The organism is Cupriavidus taiwanensis, from assembly GCF_900250075.1.
GTDB classification, from domain to species: Bacteria; Pseudomonadota; Gammaproteobacteria; order Burkholderiales; family Burkholderiaceae; genus Cupriavidus; species Cupriavidus taiwanensis_C.
The window spans coordinates 2,295,874-2,313,352 of sequence record NZ_LT977071.1 but is presented as its reverse complement, the minus strand read 5'-3'; the positions used below and the strand labels follow the sequence as shown (position 1 = coordinate 2,313,352).

Sequence of the window (17,479 nt, the reverse complement as noted above, 5' to 3'; positions counted from 1 at the left end):
GACAGCTTTTCTGGGCCCGCCTTGACAGTAAATGGAGGCCAGTTTGAGTTCGCTTGGGATGAACAACTACGGGGATGTGCGTAGCGCGTCGGAGTTCAAGCAAATCTTTGAGGAGACCGGCGATTCGTACGGCCCTTATAGATGCCCGTTCTGCGAGGTCCCATACGAGGACAGGTGCATCGTCACAGAGTGCGTAAAGGCTCCCCATTTCAAGTTGCCGAACAAAACTGCCCATCGAGGCTCATGCAATGGTGAGGCCGGTGAAGAGGGAGCTGTTGGCAAAACTGTCTCGTCAGCCGAGCCGAAACGAACGGTGGTTGGAGAAATTGAACTCCCCGAGGCTTTAGTGAAGCGGCGGAAGGCGTCCAGAGTGCGCAAACCTGGAGACGATGGGGACGGACCGCCGCCAGACGAGACAGAAATTGCCCGGCGTCGCAGGCTGATTGCTGCGGACAAGACTATATCGAGCCGCTACACCACATCCCAGCTTCGGCCCATCATTCAGGCCTACAAGCGTCTTCGGAAGCATGCATATGACCGAGCCGTGACAGCCAACCTCACACGGGGGACAGCCAAGTACAACGAGAGTTTCCGCACAACTCTCAACGCACATGCATTGTCGCTTTATGGACAGAGGCTGACGTATGGGAATGCGTTTCAAGGCAGTAAGCTGAAGCCCCGCGGCGAGGAACGCGTGTACTACGGCTCCGGGAAGATTCGGGCCGAAGGCGACTACTTGGTTATAAAGGACGTGGATTCTTGGCCCAAGCCGTTAAGCGGCATCGCACCCTTTGAGGTCAAAGTTAGCAGAAGCCTAGCACCTGACGCTCCAACCAGCCATTTGCGAGCACTGGAAGAGATGGAACAACTTGCTACAGTTGACCGAGACGTCGAGTGGTATGCATATGGCCTGCCTGTGGCTCTGGATGAAAAATTTGAGCTCCTCATTGATTCCTTTGACCACATCTACTGGAATGGCCAATATCAAAGGTAGAGCGGCGGTGGTTCAACGTTGCTCAACGCCACTACCGGTCATAGGTTGTCTCTGGATGGCACCACTGGCACGTGATTATCAGACCTGAGGTTGAGCGCAGCAAGCGGACCCAGCCCCTCATTGAGCTTCGAACTCAAAGCGGGGTACACGCATAGAAGAATTCTCCGGTAGCGAATCGTCAGGCAGCCACTGGTCTGCATGCGATAAGGCACTGCGGTCATGGCTGTGCGCGAAATCCAATGAAATGCTTTATTTTGTACATGAAATCAAGCGATACGCTTTACGTTAGAGACGGGCTCTGCACCCGGCCCCTCAAGAAAGTCCAGCAATATCGTTTATTCTCGACCAAGAAAATGGTTTAGCTGACACGTGGCCCCGCAACGGCTTCAGCAAATACGCCAGCCCGTTGTGATCCAGTTCATGCATCAGCGCCAGCAGCGCGCCGATCTGTCCCGGCGGAAAGCCTTCGCGCGCGAACCAGTTCAGGTAATTGCCAGGCAGGTCGGCGATCAGCGTGCCTTTGTGCTTGCCAAAGGGCATGGTGACGGTGACCAGCCGTTCAGGGCGTCGGCGTCGAAATCGGGCATGGGAGCAAGCCAGGCGGAAAGCGCCACGCTACCACAGTCGCGCCCGCGGTAGCCGGGCTCAGGAAGCGCGGGGGCGCGCACGGGCCGAGGCGGCGGTTGCCTCCGCCACGGCGGCGCGCACGCATTCGGCCAGCAGTTCCGACGCACGGGACCGCGTGGCGCGCGCCGCGCGGGCGATCACCAGCGGCTGGCGCACGGTCTCTTCGCGTATCGGTTTTTCCACCACGGCGGCGATCTGGGATGATGCGGGTGCCTGCGTGATCAGCAGCGCCACGCCCAGGCCGTTGGCCACCATGCCGCGCGCCAGCTCCAGCGAGGTCGCGCGGTAGCGCACCTCGGGCTGCAGCCCGTATTGCCAGAACGGCGCCATCAGGAATTCGCGGCTGTGCGGCAGGTCGATCAGGATCAGCGGCTCCTGGGCCAGGTCGTGCAGCGAGATGCTGCCACGGCGCCGTGCCAGCCGCGAGCCGGCGGGCACCAGGCCGTAGGGCCGCAGCTCGGCCAGCCGTTCGCGCTCGAGGTCCTCGGGCATGCCGACGTCGTAGCTCAGCGCCAGTTCGATCTGCCCGCCATGCAGCCAGTCTTCCAGCTGGGCCAGGTCGCCCTCGACAAAACGCACCGCCAGGTTCGGATAACGCTCGCGCGCCATGCGCAGCACCACCGGCAGGTAGACCGGCGCCAGCGTGCGGAACACCCCGAGCTGCACTTCGCCGGCCGCGCCGTCGCCGCGCTTGTCGACTTCAAACGCCGTGGCCGCGCCCAGGATGTGGCGCGCTTCCGCCAGCTTGCGCGCGCCGAAGCGGGTCAGGGTCATGCGCGCGCCGGCGTCGCGGGCGAACAGGGCTTCCTCGAACAGCGTCTCCAGCTCGCGGATGGCCACGGAGATGGACGGCTGCGACACGTTCAGCAGCCGCGCCGCCGCCGTGGTGCTGCCGGTTTCCGCGGTCGCGGCGAAGTAGCGCAACCGCCGCAGCGAGATGCGGGAGACAGGCATCAGGAAATCCTATAGGCGCTAGTCGAATTCCATATTTTACTTGATAGCTTGCGCTGCGCAGAATCTAGGCACTGAAACGCAAGCCCATGCGCTTGCAAGCCATCGAGGAGCAAGCCTTGGACCCTTCCAGCGATTCCAACCATTCCGACCTGCCGCTGGCCGGCATCCGCGTGATCGACTTTTCGCGGGTGCTGGCCGGCCCTTACTGCACGGCGCTGCTGGGCGACCTCGGCGCCGAGGTGATCAAGGTCGAGCCGCCGGGCGGCGACGACTACCGCGCCGTCGGGCCCTTCGTCGATGGCAGGAGCGGGTTGTTCGCGGCGATGAACCGCAACAAGCAGAGCATCGTCATCGACCTGAAGACCGCAGCGGGGCTGGAACTGGCGCGCAAGCTGTGCGAGCGCGCCGACGTGGTGGTGGAGAACTTCCGCCCTGGCGTGGCGGACAAGCTCGGCATCGGCTACGAGGCGCTGCGGGCCCTGAATCCGTCGCTGGTCTACGCCAGCGTGTCGGGCTTCGGCCAGACCGGGCCGGAATCGCACCGGCCGGCCTACGACATCATCCTGCAGGCGATGTGCGGGCTGATGGACGCCACCGGCGCGCCGGACGGCGCGCCGACCATGCTTGGCGAGGCGGTCTCCGATGCGGTCAGCGGGCTCTTCGCCTCATGGGGCGTGCTGGCCGCGCTGCTGGCGCGCGCAAAGAACGGGCGCGGCACGCATGTCGATGTGTCGATGTTCGACGCCACGCTGAGCCTGAGCGCGACCCTGGTGGCGCGCTATGCCGCCACCGGGCGGGCGCCGCAACGGGTGGGCAACCGCCATCCCTCGTCCGCGCCGTTTGGCGTGTACCGCGCCGCGGATGGCTTCTACGTGGTGGCGGTGCTCAACAACAAGCTGTTCCACACGCTGGCCGAGACCATCGGCTGTCCGGAGATGGCGCACGACCCGCGCTTTGCCGATGACGAATCGCGCTGCCGCTTCGAGCCCGCGCTGCGCGCGGGCCTGGAAGCATGGTCGTCAGGCCGCTCCGTCGCCGAGGTGAACCGCCTGCTGGGCGCGGCGGGCATTCCGGTCGCGCCGATCCGCAATGTCAGGCAGGCGCTGGAGAGCGAACAGGCCGTCCATCGCGGCCTGCTGACCGAAGTGGCCGGGCCGGATGGAAGCACGGTGCGGCTGCCGTCGCAGCCGGTGAAGTTCTCGGGCTATGGCCCCAACCGTGTCACGCCCGCGCCTGAGTTGGGGCAGCACACCGGGGCCATCCTGGCCGCGCACGATTTCAGCAAGGAGACACAACATGCTTAAACGTTTGGGCGTCGAGCCGGGCGACCTGGAAATCGCCGATGCCATCGGCCGCTTCGCGCAGAGCGAACTGGCGCCAAAGGCGGCCGAAGTGGACCGCGCGGAAACGTCCACCACGCGCTATGTGCCGCAACTGGCCGAACTCGGCCTGATGGGGATGAACCTGCCGGAACGCTGGGGCGGCACGGAAACTTCGCCGGTGGCGCTGATCCTGTCGCTGGTGGAGGTTGCCAAGGCCTGCGCGTCGACGTCATCGATGCTCGGCGCGCACTACCTGGCCACCGATTCCATCCTGATCGGCGGCGACGACAGCCAGCGTGCACGCTACCTGCCCGACGCGGCGGCCGGCACGCGGCTGGGCGCCTTCGCGCTGACCGAGCCGCGCGCCGGGTCCAACCCGGCCGACATGGCCACGCGCGCCATGCCGGAAGGCGATGGCTACCGGCTGCGCGGGGTCAAGCACTTTATCTCCAACGCCGACGCGGCGGACTTTATCGTGGTCTATGCCAAGACCGACCCGGCGGCGGGCACGCGCGGCATCAGCGCCTTCGTGGTGGACCGCCGCAGCGACGGCGTGCAGGTGGCGCCAGCCGAGAAACTGATGGGCATCCACGGCGCCCCGGCCCATGAGGTGGCGCTCGACTGCTTCGTGCCCGCCGCCAACCGGCTCGGGCCGGAGGGCACGGGATTCCGCACCGCGATGAAGGTACTCGACAACAGCCGGCTCGACGTTGCTGCCACCAGCCTCGGCATTGCCGAGGCCGCGCTGGCCTGCGCCGTGGACTGGGCCCGGCAGCGCCAGGTGGGCGGCGAGCCGCTGGCGCGCAAGCAGGGCCTGCAATGGATGTTCGCGGACATGCGCACGCGGCTGGAGGCAGCCTGGCTGCTGACGCTGCAGGCCGCGGCGCGGCGTCGCGACGGCGAGCCCTTTACCGAGCAGGCGTCGATGGCCAAGCTCTATGCCTCGGAGATGGTGGGATTCGTCACCGATGCCGCGCTGCAGATCCACGGCGGCTACGGCTTCACGCGCGAAATGCCGCTGGAGCGCCTGGTGCGCGATGCGCGCATCCTGCGCATCTACGAGGGCTCGTCGGAAATCCAGCGGACGGTGATCGCGCGCGCGGTGCTCGGATAGGCGCCGCCGGACGGCCGGCGGCGCGGATCAGGGCGTTTCCGGGGTATCAGGCGTAGCCGGCGTTGCCGGTGCCTGCGCCTCGCCAGGCGCCTCGTTCGACTCCGCCGCGGCCGGCGCGGCAGGAGCTGCAGGAGCGGCTGTCGCTGCAGGCGCTGCAGCCTTGGCCTTCTGGCGTGCGGCGCCGGCGCGGCGCGCCTTCAGTTGCTGGGCGCGCTTGGCATCCGCCAGCGTGACCACGCCGGCCTCGTTGCCATCCAGGTCCAGCCGCTTGGCGCCTTCCACCATGCACGACCAGTAGCGCGCGCCGCTGCACCACGTGCGGATTGCCTCGCGCAGCTCGGCCTCGTCCAGGCCGAGCTTGCCGGCGTGCTGGGTCAGGTCTTCGAAGGTGCCGATCTTCAGCGGCACCTTGGGTGCCGGGTTCTTGGGGAAGGCCTTGGGGAAGTGCTTCTGCAGCCGGGCAATGGAATGCACCACCGGATCGACCTGCTTGGCCGGCGCCGCGGCAGGCGCCGCGCGGCGGCCCTTGGCGCCCGCGGGCGTGTCCGCGCCGGCGCCGGCACGCTCGCCGTCACGGGGGCGCTTCGGCGCGCCCTTGGATGCGCCCTTGGACGTGCCCTTCGATGCGTCGCCGGTGGCGCCGCCGGTCGCGCCTTGGCGCGGGCCCTTGCGCTCGCCCTTCCTGGATTCGGCGGCCGCCTTCTTGGCGAGTTGGTCCCTGAGTGCTGCCAGTTGTTCGAAGCCCATGATGTCTGCCGTTGTGTGAACCGGGATTGTATCAAGGCCGGGAGGGGGGCATACCCGGCGGCGTCGGGCGGCTTTTGCAGCGGGCGCAGCACACGGCGCCTACGGCCTGGCGCGGGCCTGGGCCGCGAAGGCCCGCCACTCCCGGAACACGGCGTCCAGGCAGGCGGCCGTGTCGCAACGGTCACGCTTGTTTCGGAACGCGGCGATGTCTGCGTCGGTGATGGCGCCCGCCTTGAGCAGCCGTTGCTGGTCGGCGTAAATGCGCTGGTAGCCCATGGAAAACAGCGCGGATTCGCAGACCAGCCGCTGCGCCTGGGTGGCGACGGCCGGTCTGGCGGACGGGTCGCAATCGATATCGGTGGCCCGGGCGCTGCCCAGGCTGAGCAGGCCGGCTGCGACCACGCAAAGGCGGGCGAGGGGGGAGAGGGAAGGGCAGCGGTTCATGGCGGGCTTGCAGGAGTCGCCGGGCCACGGCCGGCGAGGTCCCCGCCATGTTACAGCGCAACGGCCCCGCAGGCTTGCCGCGGGGCCGCCGGCATCACATCCTGCCCTTCCAGGGCACCAGCCACTTGGCCAGCTTGCGCATCAGCAGGTCGAACACATAGGCGATCAGCCCGATCAGCACGATGCCCATGATCACCACGTCGGTGCGCAGGAAGTTGGAGGCATTGAGCACCATCTGGCCCAGCCCGGCCGTGGCCGCGACCATCTCGGCGGCGACCAGCGTGGTCCAGCCGAAGCCGATGGCGATGCGCATGCCGGTCAGGATATCGGGCAGCGCCGCCGGGATCACCACATGGCGCACCACCTGCCACGGGCTCGCGCCCATCGAATAGGCGGCGTTGATCTGCTCGATCGTGACCGAGCGCACCCCTGCCTGCGCCGACATCGCCAGCGGCGCGAAGCAGGCCAGGAAGATCAGCAGCACCTTGGAGGTCTCGTCGATGCCGAACCAGATCACGATCAGCGGCAGGTAGGCCAGCGGCGGCAGCGGGCGGTAGAACTCGATCGGCGGATCGAAGATGCCGCGGGCGATGCGCGACACGCCCATCATCACGCCGATCGGCACCGCGGTGGCGACCGCCAGCGCGAAGGCGCCGAACACGCGCAGCATGCTCGCCGCGAAATGCTCGGTCAGCGGCTGGCCGCCCTGCAGGTTGCCCTGCCAGGCATCGATAAAGGCGGTGAAGATCGACTCGGGCGTGGGCAGGAACAGCGGCGGCAGCCAGCGCAGGTGGCTGGCCAGCCACCACAGCGCCAGCAGCAGCACCACGGTGATGGTGGAAATGCGCGAGCTGGACCCTTCGCCAGGCAGGCGGTAGCCCGACACGGTCTTCATGGGGCGGCTTGGTGCGGCCGCGGACGCCGCGGGGGCATGCGGCGGCGGCTCGATGCGTTGGACGGTAGCGGACATCTGCTTCTCCTCAGGCGGTGGCATGGATCAGGTCGACGATCTCTTCGCGGTAGCGGATGAACTCCGGGTCGGACTTGACCGCGCGGGCGTCGCCGCATTCGATGAAGCGGCGTGCGAACGGCAGTTCATAGGTGTGGGCGATGCGTCCGGGCGAGGGCGTCATCACGATCAGCCGCGTGGCCAGGAACAGCGCCTCTTCCACGCTGTGCGTGATGAAGAAGACGATCTTCTGCTCGCGCGCCCACAGCTTCAGGATCAGCGCCTGGATCGACTCGCGCGTGAGCGCGTCGAGCGCGCCCAGCGGCTCGTCCATCAGCATCACCGCCGGATCGCAGGCGAGCGCGCGGGCAATCCCCACGCGCTGCTGCATGCCGCCCGAGAGCTGGTAGACCGGCTTGGCGGCGACGCTTTCCAGTCCCACCGCGGCCAGCTTCTCATGGGCGATGCGCAGCCGCTCGGCACGGTTGACGCCGCGCAGGCGCAGGCCCAGCGCGACGTTGTCCTCGACGCTGAGCCACGGCATCAGCGCGTGCTTCTGGAACACCACGCCGCGCTCGGCGCCGGGGCCGTGCACGGGCTTGCCGCTCAGCCGGATCTCGCCCTCCGACGGCTCCATGAAGCCTGCAATGCATGACAGCAGGGTGGTCTTGCCGCAGCCCGAGGCACCCAGCGCGACCACGAAATCGCCGCGCTCCATGGTGAGGTTGACCTGCGACAGTGCCAGCGTCTTCGCGCCGCCGGCCGTGCCGTAGTTGACACTGACATTATCGATTTCGAGTTGGTACATGATGGGCTTCCGCAACAGGATCTACGGGACCGCCGCATGCAACAGGGGGCGCGGCGGCCAGCTTCAGCGACTTGGGGGCCGGGGTCAGCGCAGCGCCCGCTTTGCCCATTCCGCGTTGACGCCGGGGCCGTAGTCCGGCAGCACGGTCTGGATGGTGCCCTGCTCCTTGAGGAACTGCGCCGCCGACTGCAGCGCGCGCGCCGCGCCGCCGCCGAGCCAGCGCTCCGAGACCTGCTCCTGCAGCGTGGGAAAGCTGTACAGCGCCATGCTGGCCGGCACGGTCTCGGGCTTGGCGCCGGAGACCTTGGCCACGGCCTTCACCATGGGCGAGTCCGCGGTCCATGACGCCTTGTTCTTGCGGTAGTTCTCATCCGCCGCGGCCAGCACGCGCACCAGCTTGACCATGAACTCGGGGTTCTCGCGCGCGAACTTCTTGTTGGCGATCATGCCGTCGAAGGTCGCCTTGCCGGTGTCGGCGGCAATCTGTCCCGAGGTGGTCAGCACCGTGCCGGACTGCTTGAGCTTGGCCAGCACCGGATCCCAGATAAAGGTGGCGTCGATGTCGCCGCGCTCCCAGGCTGCGGCGACCTCGGGCGGGCGCATATTGACGATGCGCACGTCCTTCGGATTGATCTTCGCGCGCTCCAGCGCGACCAGCGTGTGGTAGTGCGTGGTCGACACGAACGGCACGCCGATGCGCTTGCCCTTCAGGTCGGCAACGCTGGCGATCTTGCTGCCGTTGCGCGCGACCATGGCCTCGGCCGCGTTGATGTCGTCCAGGATCCAGAACAGCTCGACATCGAGTCCTTGCGACAGTGCCGAGGCGATCGGCGAGGTGCCGGCTTCGCCGATGGCGATCTGGCCCGAGGCCATGGCGCGGATTACATCGCCGCCGCCGCCGAACTGCCGGAACGAGATCGTGTAGCCGGTCTGCTTTTCCAGCTCCTTCATGTCCTGCGCATAGCGCCAGGGCACGACCATGTCCTGGTAAGCAATCACTACATTCTTGCTTTGGGCATGTGCGGCCGGCACCAGCGCCGCCGCCAGCGCGAAATACATCGCAATCTGCTTGATCCACCGCATGGTTGTGCTCCTCGGATGAGAAATGGGTTTGGGGGTCACGGCTTTATAGGTGAGCCCGATTCCGGGCCTATAGGACCAGTTGCCGGAATTCGGTGGGGCCAGAACCGGCCGCGCGCGCGCAGGCCGCGCCGGACCGCGGGGAGCGGTGGCGCGGGGCTGCGTCAATCATGGAATTCCTGTACCGGCCGCGGCCGGTGCCGGGATCGCGCCAGCGCCACTTGCGGCGGCAACGCGCCAGGCGCGGGCGCTCAGGCGCTCAGGGAGAACCCGGAGTCGAAGGTCTGGCGCACATCGAGCCGCTGCCTGAGCAGGCCGGCCTTCAGGTAGAAATCGGCGGTGCGCTGCTGCTCGGCGATCAGCTCTGCGTCGATGCCGCGCCACTGCGTGCGGCGCCGCTCGAACTGCAGCCGCGCCGCCTGCGGCGAGATGCCGATGATGCGGGCCAGCGTCGCCGAGAACTCCGGCACATGCTGGTAGGACCATTGCTGCGCGCGTACCACGCGGTGCAGGAAGTCCTGCAGCACCGCGCGCTTGTTTGCCAGCGCGGCATCGGTCGCGGCCAGGTAGCTGAGGCCGGACCACAGCCCGCGGCCGTTGACCAGCACGCGCGCGTGCTGGCTGGTTTCGGCCATCGCGGTATACGGCTCCCACGTGGCCCAGGCATCGATCGAGCCGCTGCTCAGCGCCAGCTTGGCATCCGCGGGCGGCAGGAAGCGCAGGTTGGCGTCTTCCGGCTTCAGTCCGGCCGATTCCAGCGCCTTGAGCGCGATCAGGTGCCCGATCGAGCCGCGGTTGGTGCCGATGCTCTTGCCTTTCAGGTCGACCGCCTGCCGCAGTGGCGAGTCGGGCCGCACCAGCACCGCGGTGCCGTAGGGGTCAGAGCGGTTTGCGCCGATCAGCCGGATGCGCGTGCCCGCGGCCAGCGCGAAGATGGCCGGCGCGTCGCCGATCGGGCCGCTGTCGACGGCGCCCGCGTTGAGCGCCTCGGCCAGCGGTGCCGCGGCGGGAAATTCAGTCCATTGGATGTCGTAGCCCAGGCCCTCGAGCGCATTGGCGGACTCCAGCAGGGCGCGCAGGCCGCCCTTCTGGTCGCCGGCCTTCAGCACCGGGCGTCCCTGTGCGTGCGCGTGGCCGGCCGCGAAGGTGGTGAACTCAAGGAGAGGGCAGGCGGCAAGCGCCGCCGTGGTAGCGGCGCCGCGGCGCAGGAACTGGCGTCGGGAAGCGGTCATGGTGTTCGGGGCGTTCGATGTCAGAACCCCCGAACGTACGCGGACCGCGCCCCTGCACCAACGAATAAATCCGCGCTTCGATATGCGGGCACACGGCGCGCCAGGGCCGCCGTGGATGGGCTCAATCGAGTCCGGTGGACTCCGCCGGATCCCGTTGCGAACGGATGTCCTCCGGACTGAGCAGGATGTAGCCCAGCGACTTGAGCAGCTGCACGGCCTCCAGTTCGGCGTCGAGATACACCGGGCGTTCCAGGGTGCGCGCGCGCTGCGCGGGCAGCGGCCCCGGGGCGCTGCCGTACGCGGCCAATGGCGCCAGTGGCGCCGAGTCCTGCAGCCAGCGCGCGGTCAGGATGCGGCAGTGCTCCAGGTTGGGTTTCCACGATACATCGACGGCCGCATTGAACCGGCCGGTGCAAAGGCGCAGCCGCTTCAGCGCTTTGAGCCAGCCGACGAAGGCCTCGGGCTCGGCCGGCTGGTAGCCGCGCAGCAGGGTCGCGAGATAGTCCTGCGCGGTGCCGCCGTCCAGCGCCGGGTCGTCGTCGAGCAAGGCAATTTCAAGCGCCACGTGCTTGCGGCCGTCGTGGTCATAGATGGTGCATTCGCTATCGACCACGCCTTCGCGCAGCAGCTCGCACAAGAGCGCCCAGGCCCTGGGGTTCTTGTCGAGCCGGTTCTCCAGCGTGGGGTCGATGCGGGCGAGCAGTTCCGGCATGGCGCGCATCTCGCCGGACTGGGCTGCTGCCGCAAACGCCATCGCGTTGGCGGAAGGCTTGTCCCCGTGTGCAATCCGTTGCAGCGAGGCCTCCTTGAGTTCGCCGATTTCCGCGGCGGTGTCCACCGCGTGCATCCACGCATAGTCTTCCAGGCTGGCGCACAGCTTGCGCGCGGCCCGCGCCAGCTGGCCGGCCAGCGACTGGACAAAACTGGTGCACAGCGCGCAGCGGCATTCGAGCCGGCCCGCGTGCAGGAAGCCGGCATAGAGCCGCTCCTGGTGTCCGCAATGCGCGCATTCGAGCGAAAAGCCGCCCTGGCGCACCGGCCGCTGCGATGCCAGCAAACCATCGACCTGATACTGCGCCCGGCCGCCGCAGCATGGACACAGCCATTGCAGCTTGTGTGCGCCGTCGCGCGCGGCGGCGGCGCGCTCGAACTGGCGCGCGATGGCGCTGCGCGGGATGCCCTGGGCGCGCCCGACCACATCGGCGCAATAGCCCCAGTAGCAGTACGAGTGGGCCAGCGCGGCCTGGTCCGCGGATAGCTGCCGCAATGCCGGCAGCACGGCCGGGCTGCGGCGGATCTCGGGCGCGAGGGCGTCGATCAGCTCCGGCCCGCCCGGCATCGCGGCCTCGAGTGCGACGCGGCTTTGCTCCAGGAAATCGGGCACGTAGACCCGGCGGATGAAATCCTCGTTCTCCAGCCAGAACAGGTGGCCCGGAAGCGCTTCCAGTGCCTCGATGCCGTCCCTGACTTCTGTCATGCCGGCGCAGGCGAGAAACGTGAACGGCTTACTAAACAGGAATTGGTCTGTCATGTTGTCGTCAACGGCGCATCCCGCCCACGAGCCCCCACAAGCTCGTGTGCGATCGACTCACCCCGTGACCAGGCCAAGGCAAAAGCAGGAAAGCGCCAGCCGTGCTGCGCTTCCCGCTTGTGGGGACTTGCCCCTTCTTGTTTTCAGTGCATGTGATGCTGCGCGGATTTTTTTTCGTTGCCGCACTGGACAGCATAGGCGAGACGGCGCCTTCCATACAAAGGAATCATCCAGCGCATCAAAGTCGTGCAGTGATGATTTCGACGCCCGGAAGCGCCTGGCGACACGGCTCTGCAGGTCCGCGCCGCAACCCGCGCTACAGCGGCGCAGGCTGTGGCGGGGCCGCGGGCTTTTTGCCGCCGCCGCTGTAGGAGAAGTACCGGGCCTTGGCGCCCCTGGCCCAGTAAGCCACGGTGAAATGCCTGCTGTCGCGCCCGTAGAGCAACTCCAGGCTGCCATTGGCGGCGCTCCATTCGGCGTAGCCGTTCTCCGCCGCGCCTTCGGTCTTGCGCACGGCGGCATAGCGCTCGTCCAGTTTCCTGCGCACTTCTTCCATGGCGGGGCGCTCGAAGGTCATGGTGATCAGCGCCACCGCATCCCGCGCATCGCAGTTCAGCACTACGCGCGACAGGCCTGGCAGATGGAAGCGCTCCAGGTGCTTCAGTTCCACCGTATCGCCGCCAGCCCATTCGGAGGTGCCGGTTTTGGCATGGTTGTGCGGTGGCGACAGGCGCGAGCATCTGGCCTTGCCCAGTTCCAGGCCCAGCGGCGCAGCTATATTGCCGGCCGGCTCGGGCTGGGCCGCGGTGGTTGCGGCGTGGACGGAAACGGAGGCCAGCAGTGCGGCGCAGAGCAGGGAGAACTGCTTCATGTTCAGGCGGGGAAGGACTTTCACGGTGTTGATAGAGGTTGCCAGCGGGGATTCTAAGGCCTTCTTGCCGCCGGAACGCCGTGGCGCCTGCTTGCGTCCCCGGTCTTCCTTCACTATAGTCCTATACATAGAACTATAGAAACAAGACAGGAGCAAGGATGGAGACAGGCACTGGGGCGCTGGCTGGCGTCAAAGTTGTGGACATCACGGCGGTATTCATGGGGCCCTCCGCCACGCAGATGCTTGGCGACCTGGGTGCGGACGTAATCAAGGTGGAGCCGCCCGCAGGCGACAGCACCCGCGGCATCGGGCCCTGTGGCAAGGACAAGATGGGGCCGCTGTTTCTGGGACTGAACCGAAACAAGCGCAGCATCGTGCTGGACCTGAAGTCGCCGCAGGGGCGCGAAGCGCTGCTGCGGCTGGTCGAGAGCGCGGACGTGCTCGCCTACAACGTGCGACCGCAGGCCATGCAGCGCCTGGGCCTGGACTACGAGACGCTGGCGCAGGTCAATCCGCGCTTGCTCTATGTCGGCATGTTCGGTTTTTCGCAGCGCGGGCGCTATGCCGCCCACGCGGCGTTCGATGACCTGATCCAGGCGGCGACCGGCCTGCCGCAGGCCGTCGCGCTGGGAACCGGCGACATGCCGCGCTATCTCCCGCTGACCATCGCGGATCGTTCGGTGGGGCTCTATGCCTTCGGGGTGATCTGCGCCGCCCTCTATGCGCGCGAGCGCACCGGGCGCGGCCAGCGCGTCGACGTGCCGATGTTCGAAACCATGGTGCCCTACGTGATGGGCGACCATCTCTATGGCGAAACCTTCGTGCCGGCCAAGGGCGGATTCGGCTATCCGCGGCTGCTGTCGCCCGAGCGCCGGCCTTACCGGACGCTGGACGGACATGTCTGCTGCCTGATCTACCACGACCACCACTGGCGTGCCTTCCTGGAAGTCATCGGCAAGCCGCAGCTGTACGAAAGCGATCCCCGCTTCGCCGACATCACCAGCCGCACGGCACACATTACCGAGCTCTACGGCATGGTCAGCGACGAACTGGCCAGGCGCACCACGCAGGAATGGCAGCAATTGCTGAAAGAAGCGGATATCCCGGTATTTCCCATGCACACCTTTGCATCGCTGCTCGATGACCCGCACCTGCATGATATTGGCTTCTTCCATGAAGCCGATCACCCGGCGGTGGGCCGCATCCGCGAAATGGCCGTGCCCAGCGAATGGCACGGCACGCCGCCGGCGCGGCGCCGCCACGCGCCATCCCTCGGCGAGCATAGCCGCGAGGTGCTGCGCGAGGCCGGCTACAGCGAAGCCGAGATCGACGGCCTGATGGCGTGCGGCGCTTCCCGGCAAGCACCGCCGGCAGCGGCGCCATCCGGAGCGGAGCATGCATGAAGAACTCCTGAGCGAAGTCCGCGGGGAAGTACTCTGGCTGACGATCAACCGGCCCGAGCGCCGCAACGCCATCAATCCTGCGGTACTGGACGGGCTGCACGCCGGGATCGAGCGTGCCAATGATGACCCCGGCATCCGCGCCGTGGTCATCACCGGCGCGGGCGACCAGGCCTTCTGCGCGGGCGCCGACCTGCAGAGTGGCAAGGCCTTTGCGTTCGACTACGCGCAGCCGGGCCAACGGCTTGCCGACCTGCTGCGCCGTGCCAGGCGCTCCAATGTGCCGCTGGTCGCGCGCGTCAATGGTGCTTGCATGGCCGGCGGCATGGGCCTGATGGCCATGTGCGACCTGGCGGTCGCCAGCGATCGGGCGGTGTTCGGCCTGCCCGAGGTCAAGGTGGGCGTCTTCCCGGCGCAGGTGCTGAGCGTGCTGCAGCACCTGGTGCCGCGGCGCGTGCTCAATGAACTCTGCCTGTGTGGCGAGCCGCTGTCCGCGCAGGAAGCCCTGGCGGCCGGACTGGTCAACCATGTCAGCGCGGACCTCGACGGCAAGCTCGACTGGCTGCTGCGCCGGCTGATGGACAAATCGCCCGCGGCGATCCGGCGCGGCCTCTACACCCTCAAGCATATCGACACCATGTCGTTCGAGCAGTCGATGGCATTCACGGAAAGCCAGATCGGCCTGTTCGCCATGACCGAGGACGCGCGCGAGGGGCAGCTCGCCTTCCGCGAAAAACGCAAGCCGAACTGGACTGGCAGGTAGGCAAGGAGAATGGACCATGCATGACAAGACCGTCCGCATCGGCGGTGCCTCTGGCTTCTGGGGGGACAGCAGCGTGGGCGCGCCGCAACTGGTGCGCCATGGGGACATCGATTACCTGGTGTTCGACTACCTGGCCGAGCTGACCATGTCGGTGCTGGCCGCGGCGCGGCTGCGCAAGCCGGAACTCGGCTATGCCACCGACTTCGTCACGGTGACGATGAAGAGCCTGCTGCGCGACATCGTCGCGCGCAATATCCGCGTCGTCAGCAACGCCGGCGGCATCAATCCGCAAGGCTGCGCGCAGGCGCTGGCGGCAATCGCCGCCGAGCAGGGCATCGATGTGCGCATCGCCGTGGTCGAGGGCGACGACGTCATGCCGTTGCTGCCGTCGCTGCGCCAGGCCGGCATTGCGGACCTGCAGAAGGGCCTGCCGCTGCCGGACCAGCTGGTCAGCGCCAATGCCTATCTTGGCGCGCTGCCGGTCCGCCAGGCGCTGGACCAGGGCGCGCAGATCGTCATTACCGGGCGCTGCGTGGACAGCGCCGTGACCCTGGGCGTGCTGATGCACGAGTTCGGCTGGCAGGCGCACGACTATGACCGGCTCGCGCACGGCAGCCTGGCCGGCCATATCATCGAATGCGGCTGCCAGGCGACGGGCGGGCTGCATACCGACTGGGAGCAGGTGCCCGACTGGCCGAACATCGGCTATCCGGTGCTCGAGTGCCGGGCGGACGGCAGCTTCCTGGTGGGCAAGCCGCCGGCCACCGGTGGGCTGGTCAGTACCGCCACGGTGGGCGAGCAGGTGCTGTATGAGATCGGCGACCCCGCGGCCTACCTGCTGCCGGATGTGACCTGCGATTTCACGCAGGTGACGCTGCGCCAGGCCGGGCCGGACCTGGTCGAAGTGCGCGGGGCACGCGGGCGGGCCCCCAGCCACTGCTACAAGGTCAGCGCCACCTATCTGGACGGGTTCCGGTGCAATGCCCAGTTGACCATCGTCGGGATCGATGCCGTGGCCAAGGCAGAGCGCACGGCCGAAGCAATCCTCGCCCGCACGCGCCGGCTCTTCGCGGAAAACGGCTGGGGCGACTACACCCGGACCCGGGTCGAAGTCCTCGGCGCCGAATCCTGTTTCGGGCCGCATGCCGCCACGCGCCATACCCGCGAGGCCATCATGCGGCTGGCGGTCATGCATGCCGAGAAGGCGGCGCTGGAGCTGTTCGCGCGCGAGATCGCGGCAGCCGGCACCAGCTGGGCGCCGGGCACCACGGGATCGGGCGGCGGACGCGCCAGTCCATCGCCGTCGATCCGGCAATACGCATTCCTGCTGGACAAGGCCGCGTTGGCCCCCACCGTGGTGATGGATGGCATGCGCACCGCCGTCGCCAGTCCCGCCGCGCGCATGCCGGAAGAGGATGCCGTGCCGGCAGCGGCGCAAGCGCCGGCTGCCAGCGCCGGGCCGGCCCGCGGCGACTGCATCGAGGTGCCGCTGATCCGGCTGGCCTACGGGCGCAGCGGCGACAAGGGCGACATCTCCAATATCGGCCTGATGGCACGCCGGCCGGAGTACCTGCCCGTGTTGCGCGCCGAAGTCACCGCCTGCCGGGTGGCGGACTGGCTGGGTCACCTCGTGAAAGGCAGCGTTGCACGCTACGACTTGCCGGGCTTTGACGCGATGAACTTCGTTTGCGAATCCGCGCTTGACGGCGGCGGCATGGCATCGCTGCGCAATGACTCGCTGGGCAAGGGAATGGCGCAGATCCTGCTGACCATGCCTGTGCGCGTACCGCGGAGCCTGCTGCCATGACGCGCGCCACGCAAAAGATCGCGGCTAATGACGGCGTTGCACTGGGCGACGACAATGCCGGCGGCGTGACCCGCTACCGCCAGCTGGCCAGCGTGCTGCGCCACAAGATCGTCTCGGGCGAGTATCCGGTCGGGCACCAGTTGCCTACGGTGGAGCATCTTGCGCACACCTATGGCATTGCCAAGGTCACGGTAAGGCAGGCCTATGCGCTGCTGACCGAGGAAGGGCTGATCAGTAGCCAGCGCGGGCGCGGCACCCACGTCATCAGCGCGCCGTCCGGACCGGGCGAAGGCATGCGCTCGGCGATCAACGATGTCTCGGTCGGCGCCAGCGATCTCGAGATCCGCATCCTGGAAAAGCGCAAGGGTGTGAGCCTGCCACCCGGGCTTGCCACTTGCGGCGTGTTGATGGATCGCTACGTGATGCTGCGCAAGCTGCATGTGCATGACGGTGTGCCGTTCTGCCTGATCGATCTGTATGTGGCGGAACCGGTGTTCGCCAGGTTTCCGCGCGGCGCCGAGAATCACCACAAGATCGCCCACCTGTTGCGGCAGCAGCTGGGCGACCGCCTTGGCATGATGCGCCAGACCCTGACCGTGGAACCGGCCGATGCCATGCTGGCGCGCGCGCTGGACTACGCCTTCGCGGCACCGGTGGCGCGCATGGTCCGCACCACGCTGGATGTCGATGGCAACGTGCTGACGGCAGGCCGCTTCTGGTATCGCGGCGACCGCTTCATCCTGGACGTGGAAATGCCCGCTCAGCTCACCGAGCGCTACCCCGAGCTGGCCATACCGAAGGCCGCTGCCCGCGAAGAAGACTAGCAAGGAGACCAG

17 protein-coding genes are annotated in these 17,479 nt (G+C 67.5%); 7 read left to right on the top strand and 10 right to left on the bottom strand.

The window, feature by feature from the left end:
- Positions 1–58 precede the first annotated feature (58 nt).
- Positions 59–994: a hypothetical protein gene (locus tag CBM2588_RS26785; RefSeq protein ID WP_147298440.1), complete on the top strand. Its 936-nt coding sequence runs from the start codon at positions 59–61 to the stop codon at positions 992–994.
- A gap of 312 nt (positions 995–1,306) precedes the next feature.
- Here CBM2588_RS26785 and CBM2588_RS26780 read toward each other — a convergent pair whose 3' ends face one another.
- Both CBM2588_RS26780 and CBM2588_RS26775 read right to left on the bottom strand, forming a co-directional pair.
- Positions 1,307–1,534, bottom strand: coding sequence for a DUF3820 family protein (locus tag CBM2588_RS26780; RefSeq protein ID WP_115683287.1), 228 nt, complete (start codon positions 1,532–1,534; stop codon positions 1,307–1,309).
- 105 nt (positions 1,535–1,639) lie between these two features.
- Positions 1,640–2,575, bottom strand: a complete 936-nt coding sequence (locus CBM2588_RS26775) for a LysR family transcriptional regulator (protein ID WP_115683286.1) — start codon at positions 2,573–2,575, stop codon at positions 1,640–1,642.
- Positions 2,576–2,661: 86 nt separating this feature from the next.
- On the opposite strand from CBM2588_RS26775, the gene CBM2588_RS26770 reads away from it, so the two are divergent.
- Together CBM2588_RS26770 and CBM2588_RS26765 are read left to right on the top strand one after the other, a co-directional pair.
- Positions 2,662–3,879, top strand: coding sequence for a CaiB/BaiF CoA transferase family protein (locus CBM2588_RS26770; protein ID WP_115683285.1), 1,218 nt, complete (start codon positions 2,662–2,664; stop codon positions 3,877–3,879).
- Positions 3,872–5,011 carry an acyl-CoA dehydrogenase family protein gene (locus tag CBM2588_RS26765; RefSeq protein ID WP_115683284.1) on the top strand — a complete coding sequence of 380 codons (1,140 nt, stop codon included), beginning with the start codon at positions 3,872–3,874 and terminating at the stop codon, positions 5,009–5,011. Before CBM2588_RS26770 ends, CBM2588_RS26765 begins: the two co-directional genes overlap by 8 nt.
- Before the next feature lie 27 nt (positions 5,012–5,038).
- On the opposite strand, the gene CBM2588_RS26760 is transcribed toward CBM2588_RS26765, so the two are convergent.
- The 8 genes from CBM2588_RS26760 to CBM2588_RS26725 form a co-directional block, all read right to left on the bottom strand.
- On the bottom strand, positions 5,039–5,758 hold the full coding sequence (locus tag CBM2588_RS26760; protein WP_115683283.1) for a ProQ/FinO family protein: 720 nt from the start codon (positions 5,756–5,758) through the stop codon (positions 5,039–5,041).
- A gap of 99 nt (positions 5,759–5,857) precedes the next feature.
- Positions 5,858–6,202 (bottom strand): hypothetical protein, encoded by a 345-nt coding sequence (locus tag CBM2588_RS26755; RefSeq protein WP_115683282.1) that lies wholly within the window; start codon positions 6,200–6,202, stop codon positions 5,858–5,860.
- Between the two features lie 94 nt (positions 6,203–6,296).
- The gene (locus CBM2588_RS26750) at positions 6,297–7,172 is read right to left on the bottom strand and encodes an ABC transporter permease subunit (protein WP_115683281.1); all 876 of its coding nucleotides are present in this window, start codon (positions 7,170–7,172) and stop codon (positions 6,297–6,299) included.
- Positions 7,173–7,182: 10 nt separating this feature from the next.
- Positions 7,183–7,959 (bottom strand): taurine ABC transporter ATP-binding protein, encoded by a 777-nt coding sequence (locus CBM2588_RS26745; RefSeq protein ID WP_062804169.1) that lies wholly within the window; start codon positions 7,957–7,959, stop codon positions 7,183–7,185.
- Positions 7,960–8,043: 84 nt separating this feature from the next.
- Positions 8,044–9,042 (bottom strand): taurine ABC transporter substrate-binding protein, encoded by a 999-nt coding sequence (gene tauA, locus CBM2588_RS26740; RefSeq protein WP_115683279.1) that lies wholly within the window; start codon positions 9,040–9,042, stop codon positions 8,044–8,046.
- Positions 9,043–9,290: 248 nt separating this feature from the next.
- Positions 9,291–10,271 (bottom strand): ABC transporter substrate-binding protein, encoded by a 981-nt coding sequence (locus CBM2588_RS26735; RefSeq protein ID WP_115683277.1) that lies wholly within the window; start codon positions 10,269–10,271, stop codon positions 9,291–9,293.
- 121 nt (positions 10,272–10,392) lie between these two features.
- Positions 10,393–11,802, bottom strand: a complete 1,410-nt coding sequence (locus CBM2588_RS26730; RefSeq protein ID WP_115683275.1) for a hypothetical protein — start codon at positions 11,800–11,802, stop codon at positions 10,393–10,395.
- Between the two features lie 316 nt (positions 11,803–12,118).
- A complete protein-coding gene (locus CBM2588_RS26725; protein WP_172583715.1) occupies positions 12,119–12,673 on the bottom strand; it encodes a hypothetical protein in 555 nt (184 codons plus the stop codon).
- Between the two features lie 158 nt (positions 12,674–12,831).
- Here CBM2588_RS26725 and CBM2588_RS26720 point away from each other — a divergent pair, with 158 nt between their 5' ends.
- The 4 genes from CBM2588_RS26720 to CBM2588_RS26705 are packed head-to-tail and all read left to right on the top strand — an operon-like array spanning position 12,832 to position 17,467.
- On the top strand, positions 12,832–14,076 hold the full coding sequence (locus CBM2588_RS26720) for a CaiB/BaiF CoA transferase family protein (RefSeq protein WP_115683273.1): 1,245 nt from the start codon (positions 12,832–12,834) through the stop codon (positions 14,074–14,076).
- Entirely contained in the window at positions 14,069–14,836 is a 768-nt protein-coding gene (locus CBM2588_RS26715; RefSeq protein ID WP_115683272.1) for an enoyl-CoA hydratase/isomerase family protein, read from the top strand. The genes CBM2588_RS26720 and CBM2588_RS26715 overlap by 8 nt, the downstream gene beginning before the upstream one ends.
- Before the next feature lie 16 nt (positions 14,837–14,852).
- Positions 14,853–16,643, top strand: coding sequence for an acyclic terpene utilization AtuA family protein (locus CBM2588_RS26710; protein WP_115683271.1), 1,791 nt, complete (start codon positions 14,853–14,855; stop codon positions 16,641–16,643).
- Complete coding sequence (locus CBM2588_RS26705; protein WP_115683270.1) at positions 16,640–17,467, top strand: GntR family transcriptional regulator; 828 nt, start codon at positions 16,640–16,642, stop codon at positions 17,465–17,467. The genes CBM2588_RS26710 and CBM2588_RS26705 overlap by 4 nt, the downstream gene beginning before the upstream one ends.
- Positions 17,468–17,479 lie beyond the last annotated feature (12 nt).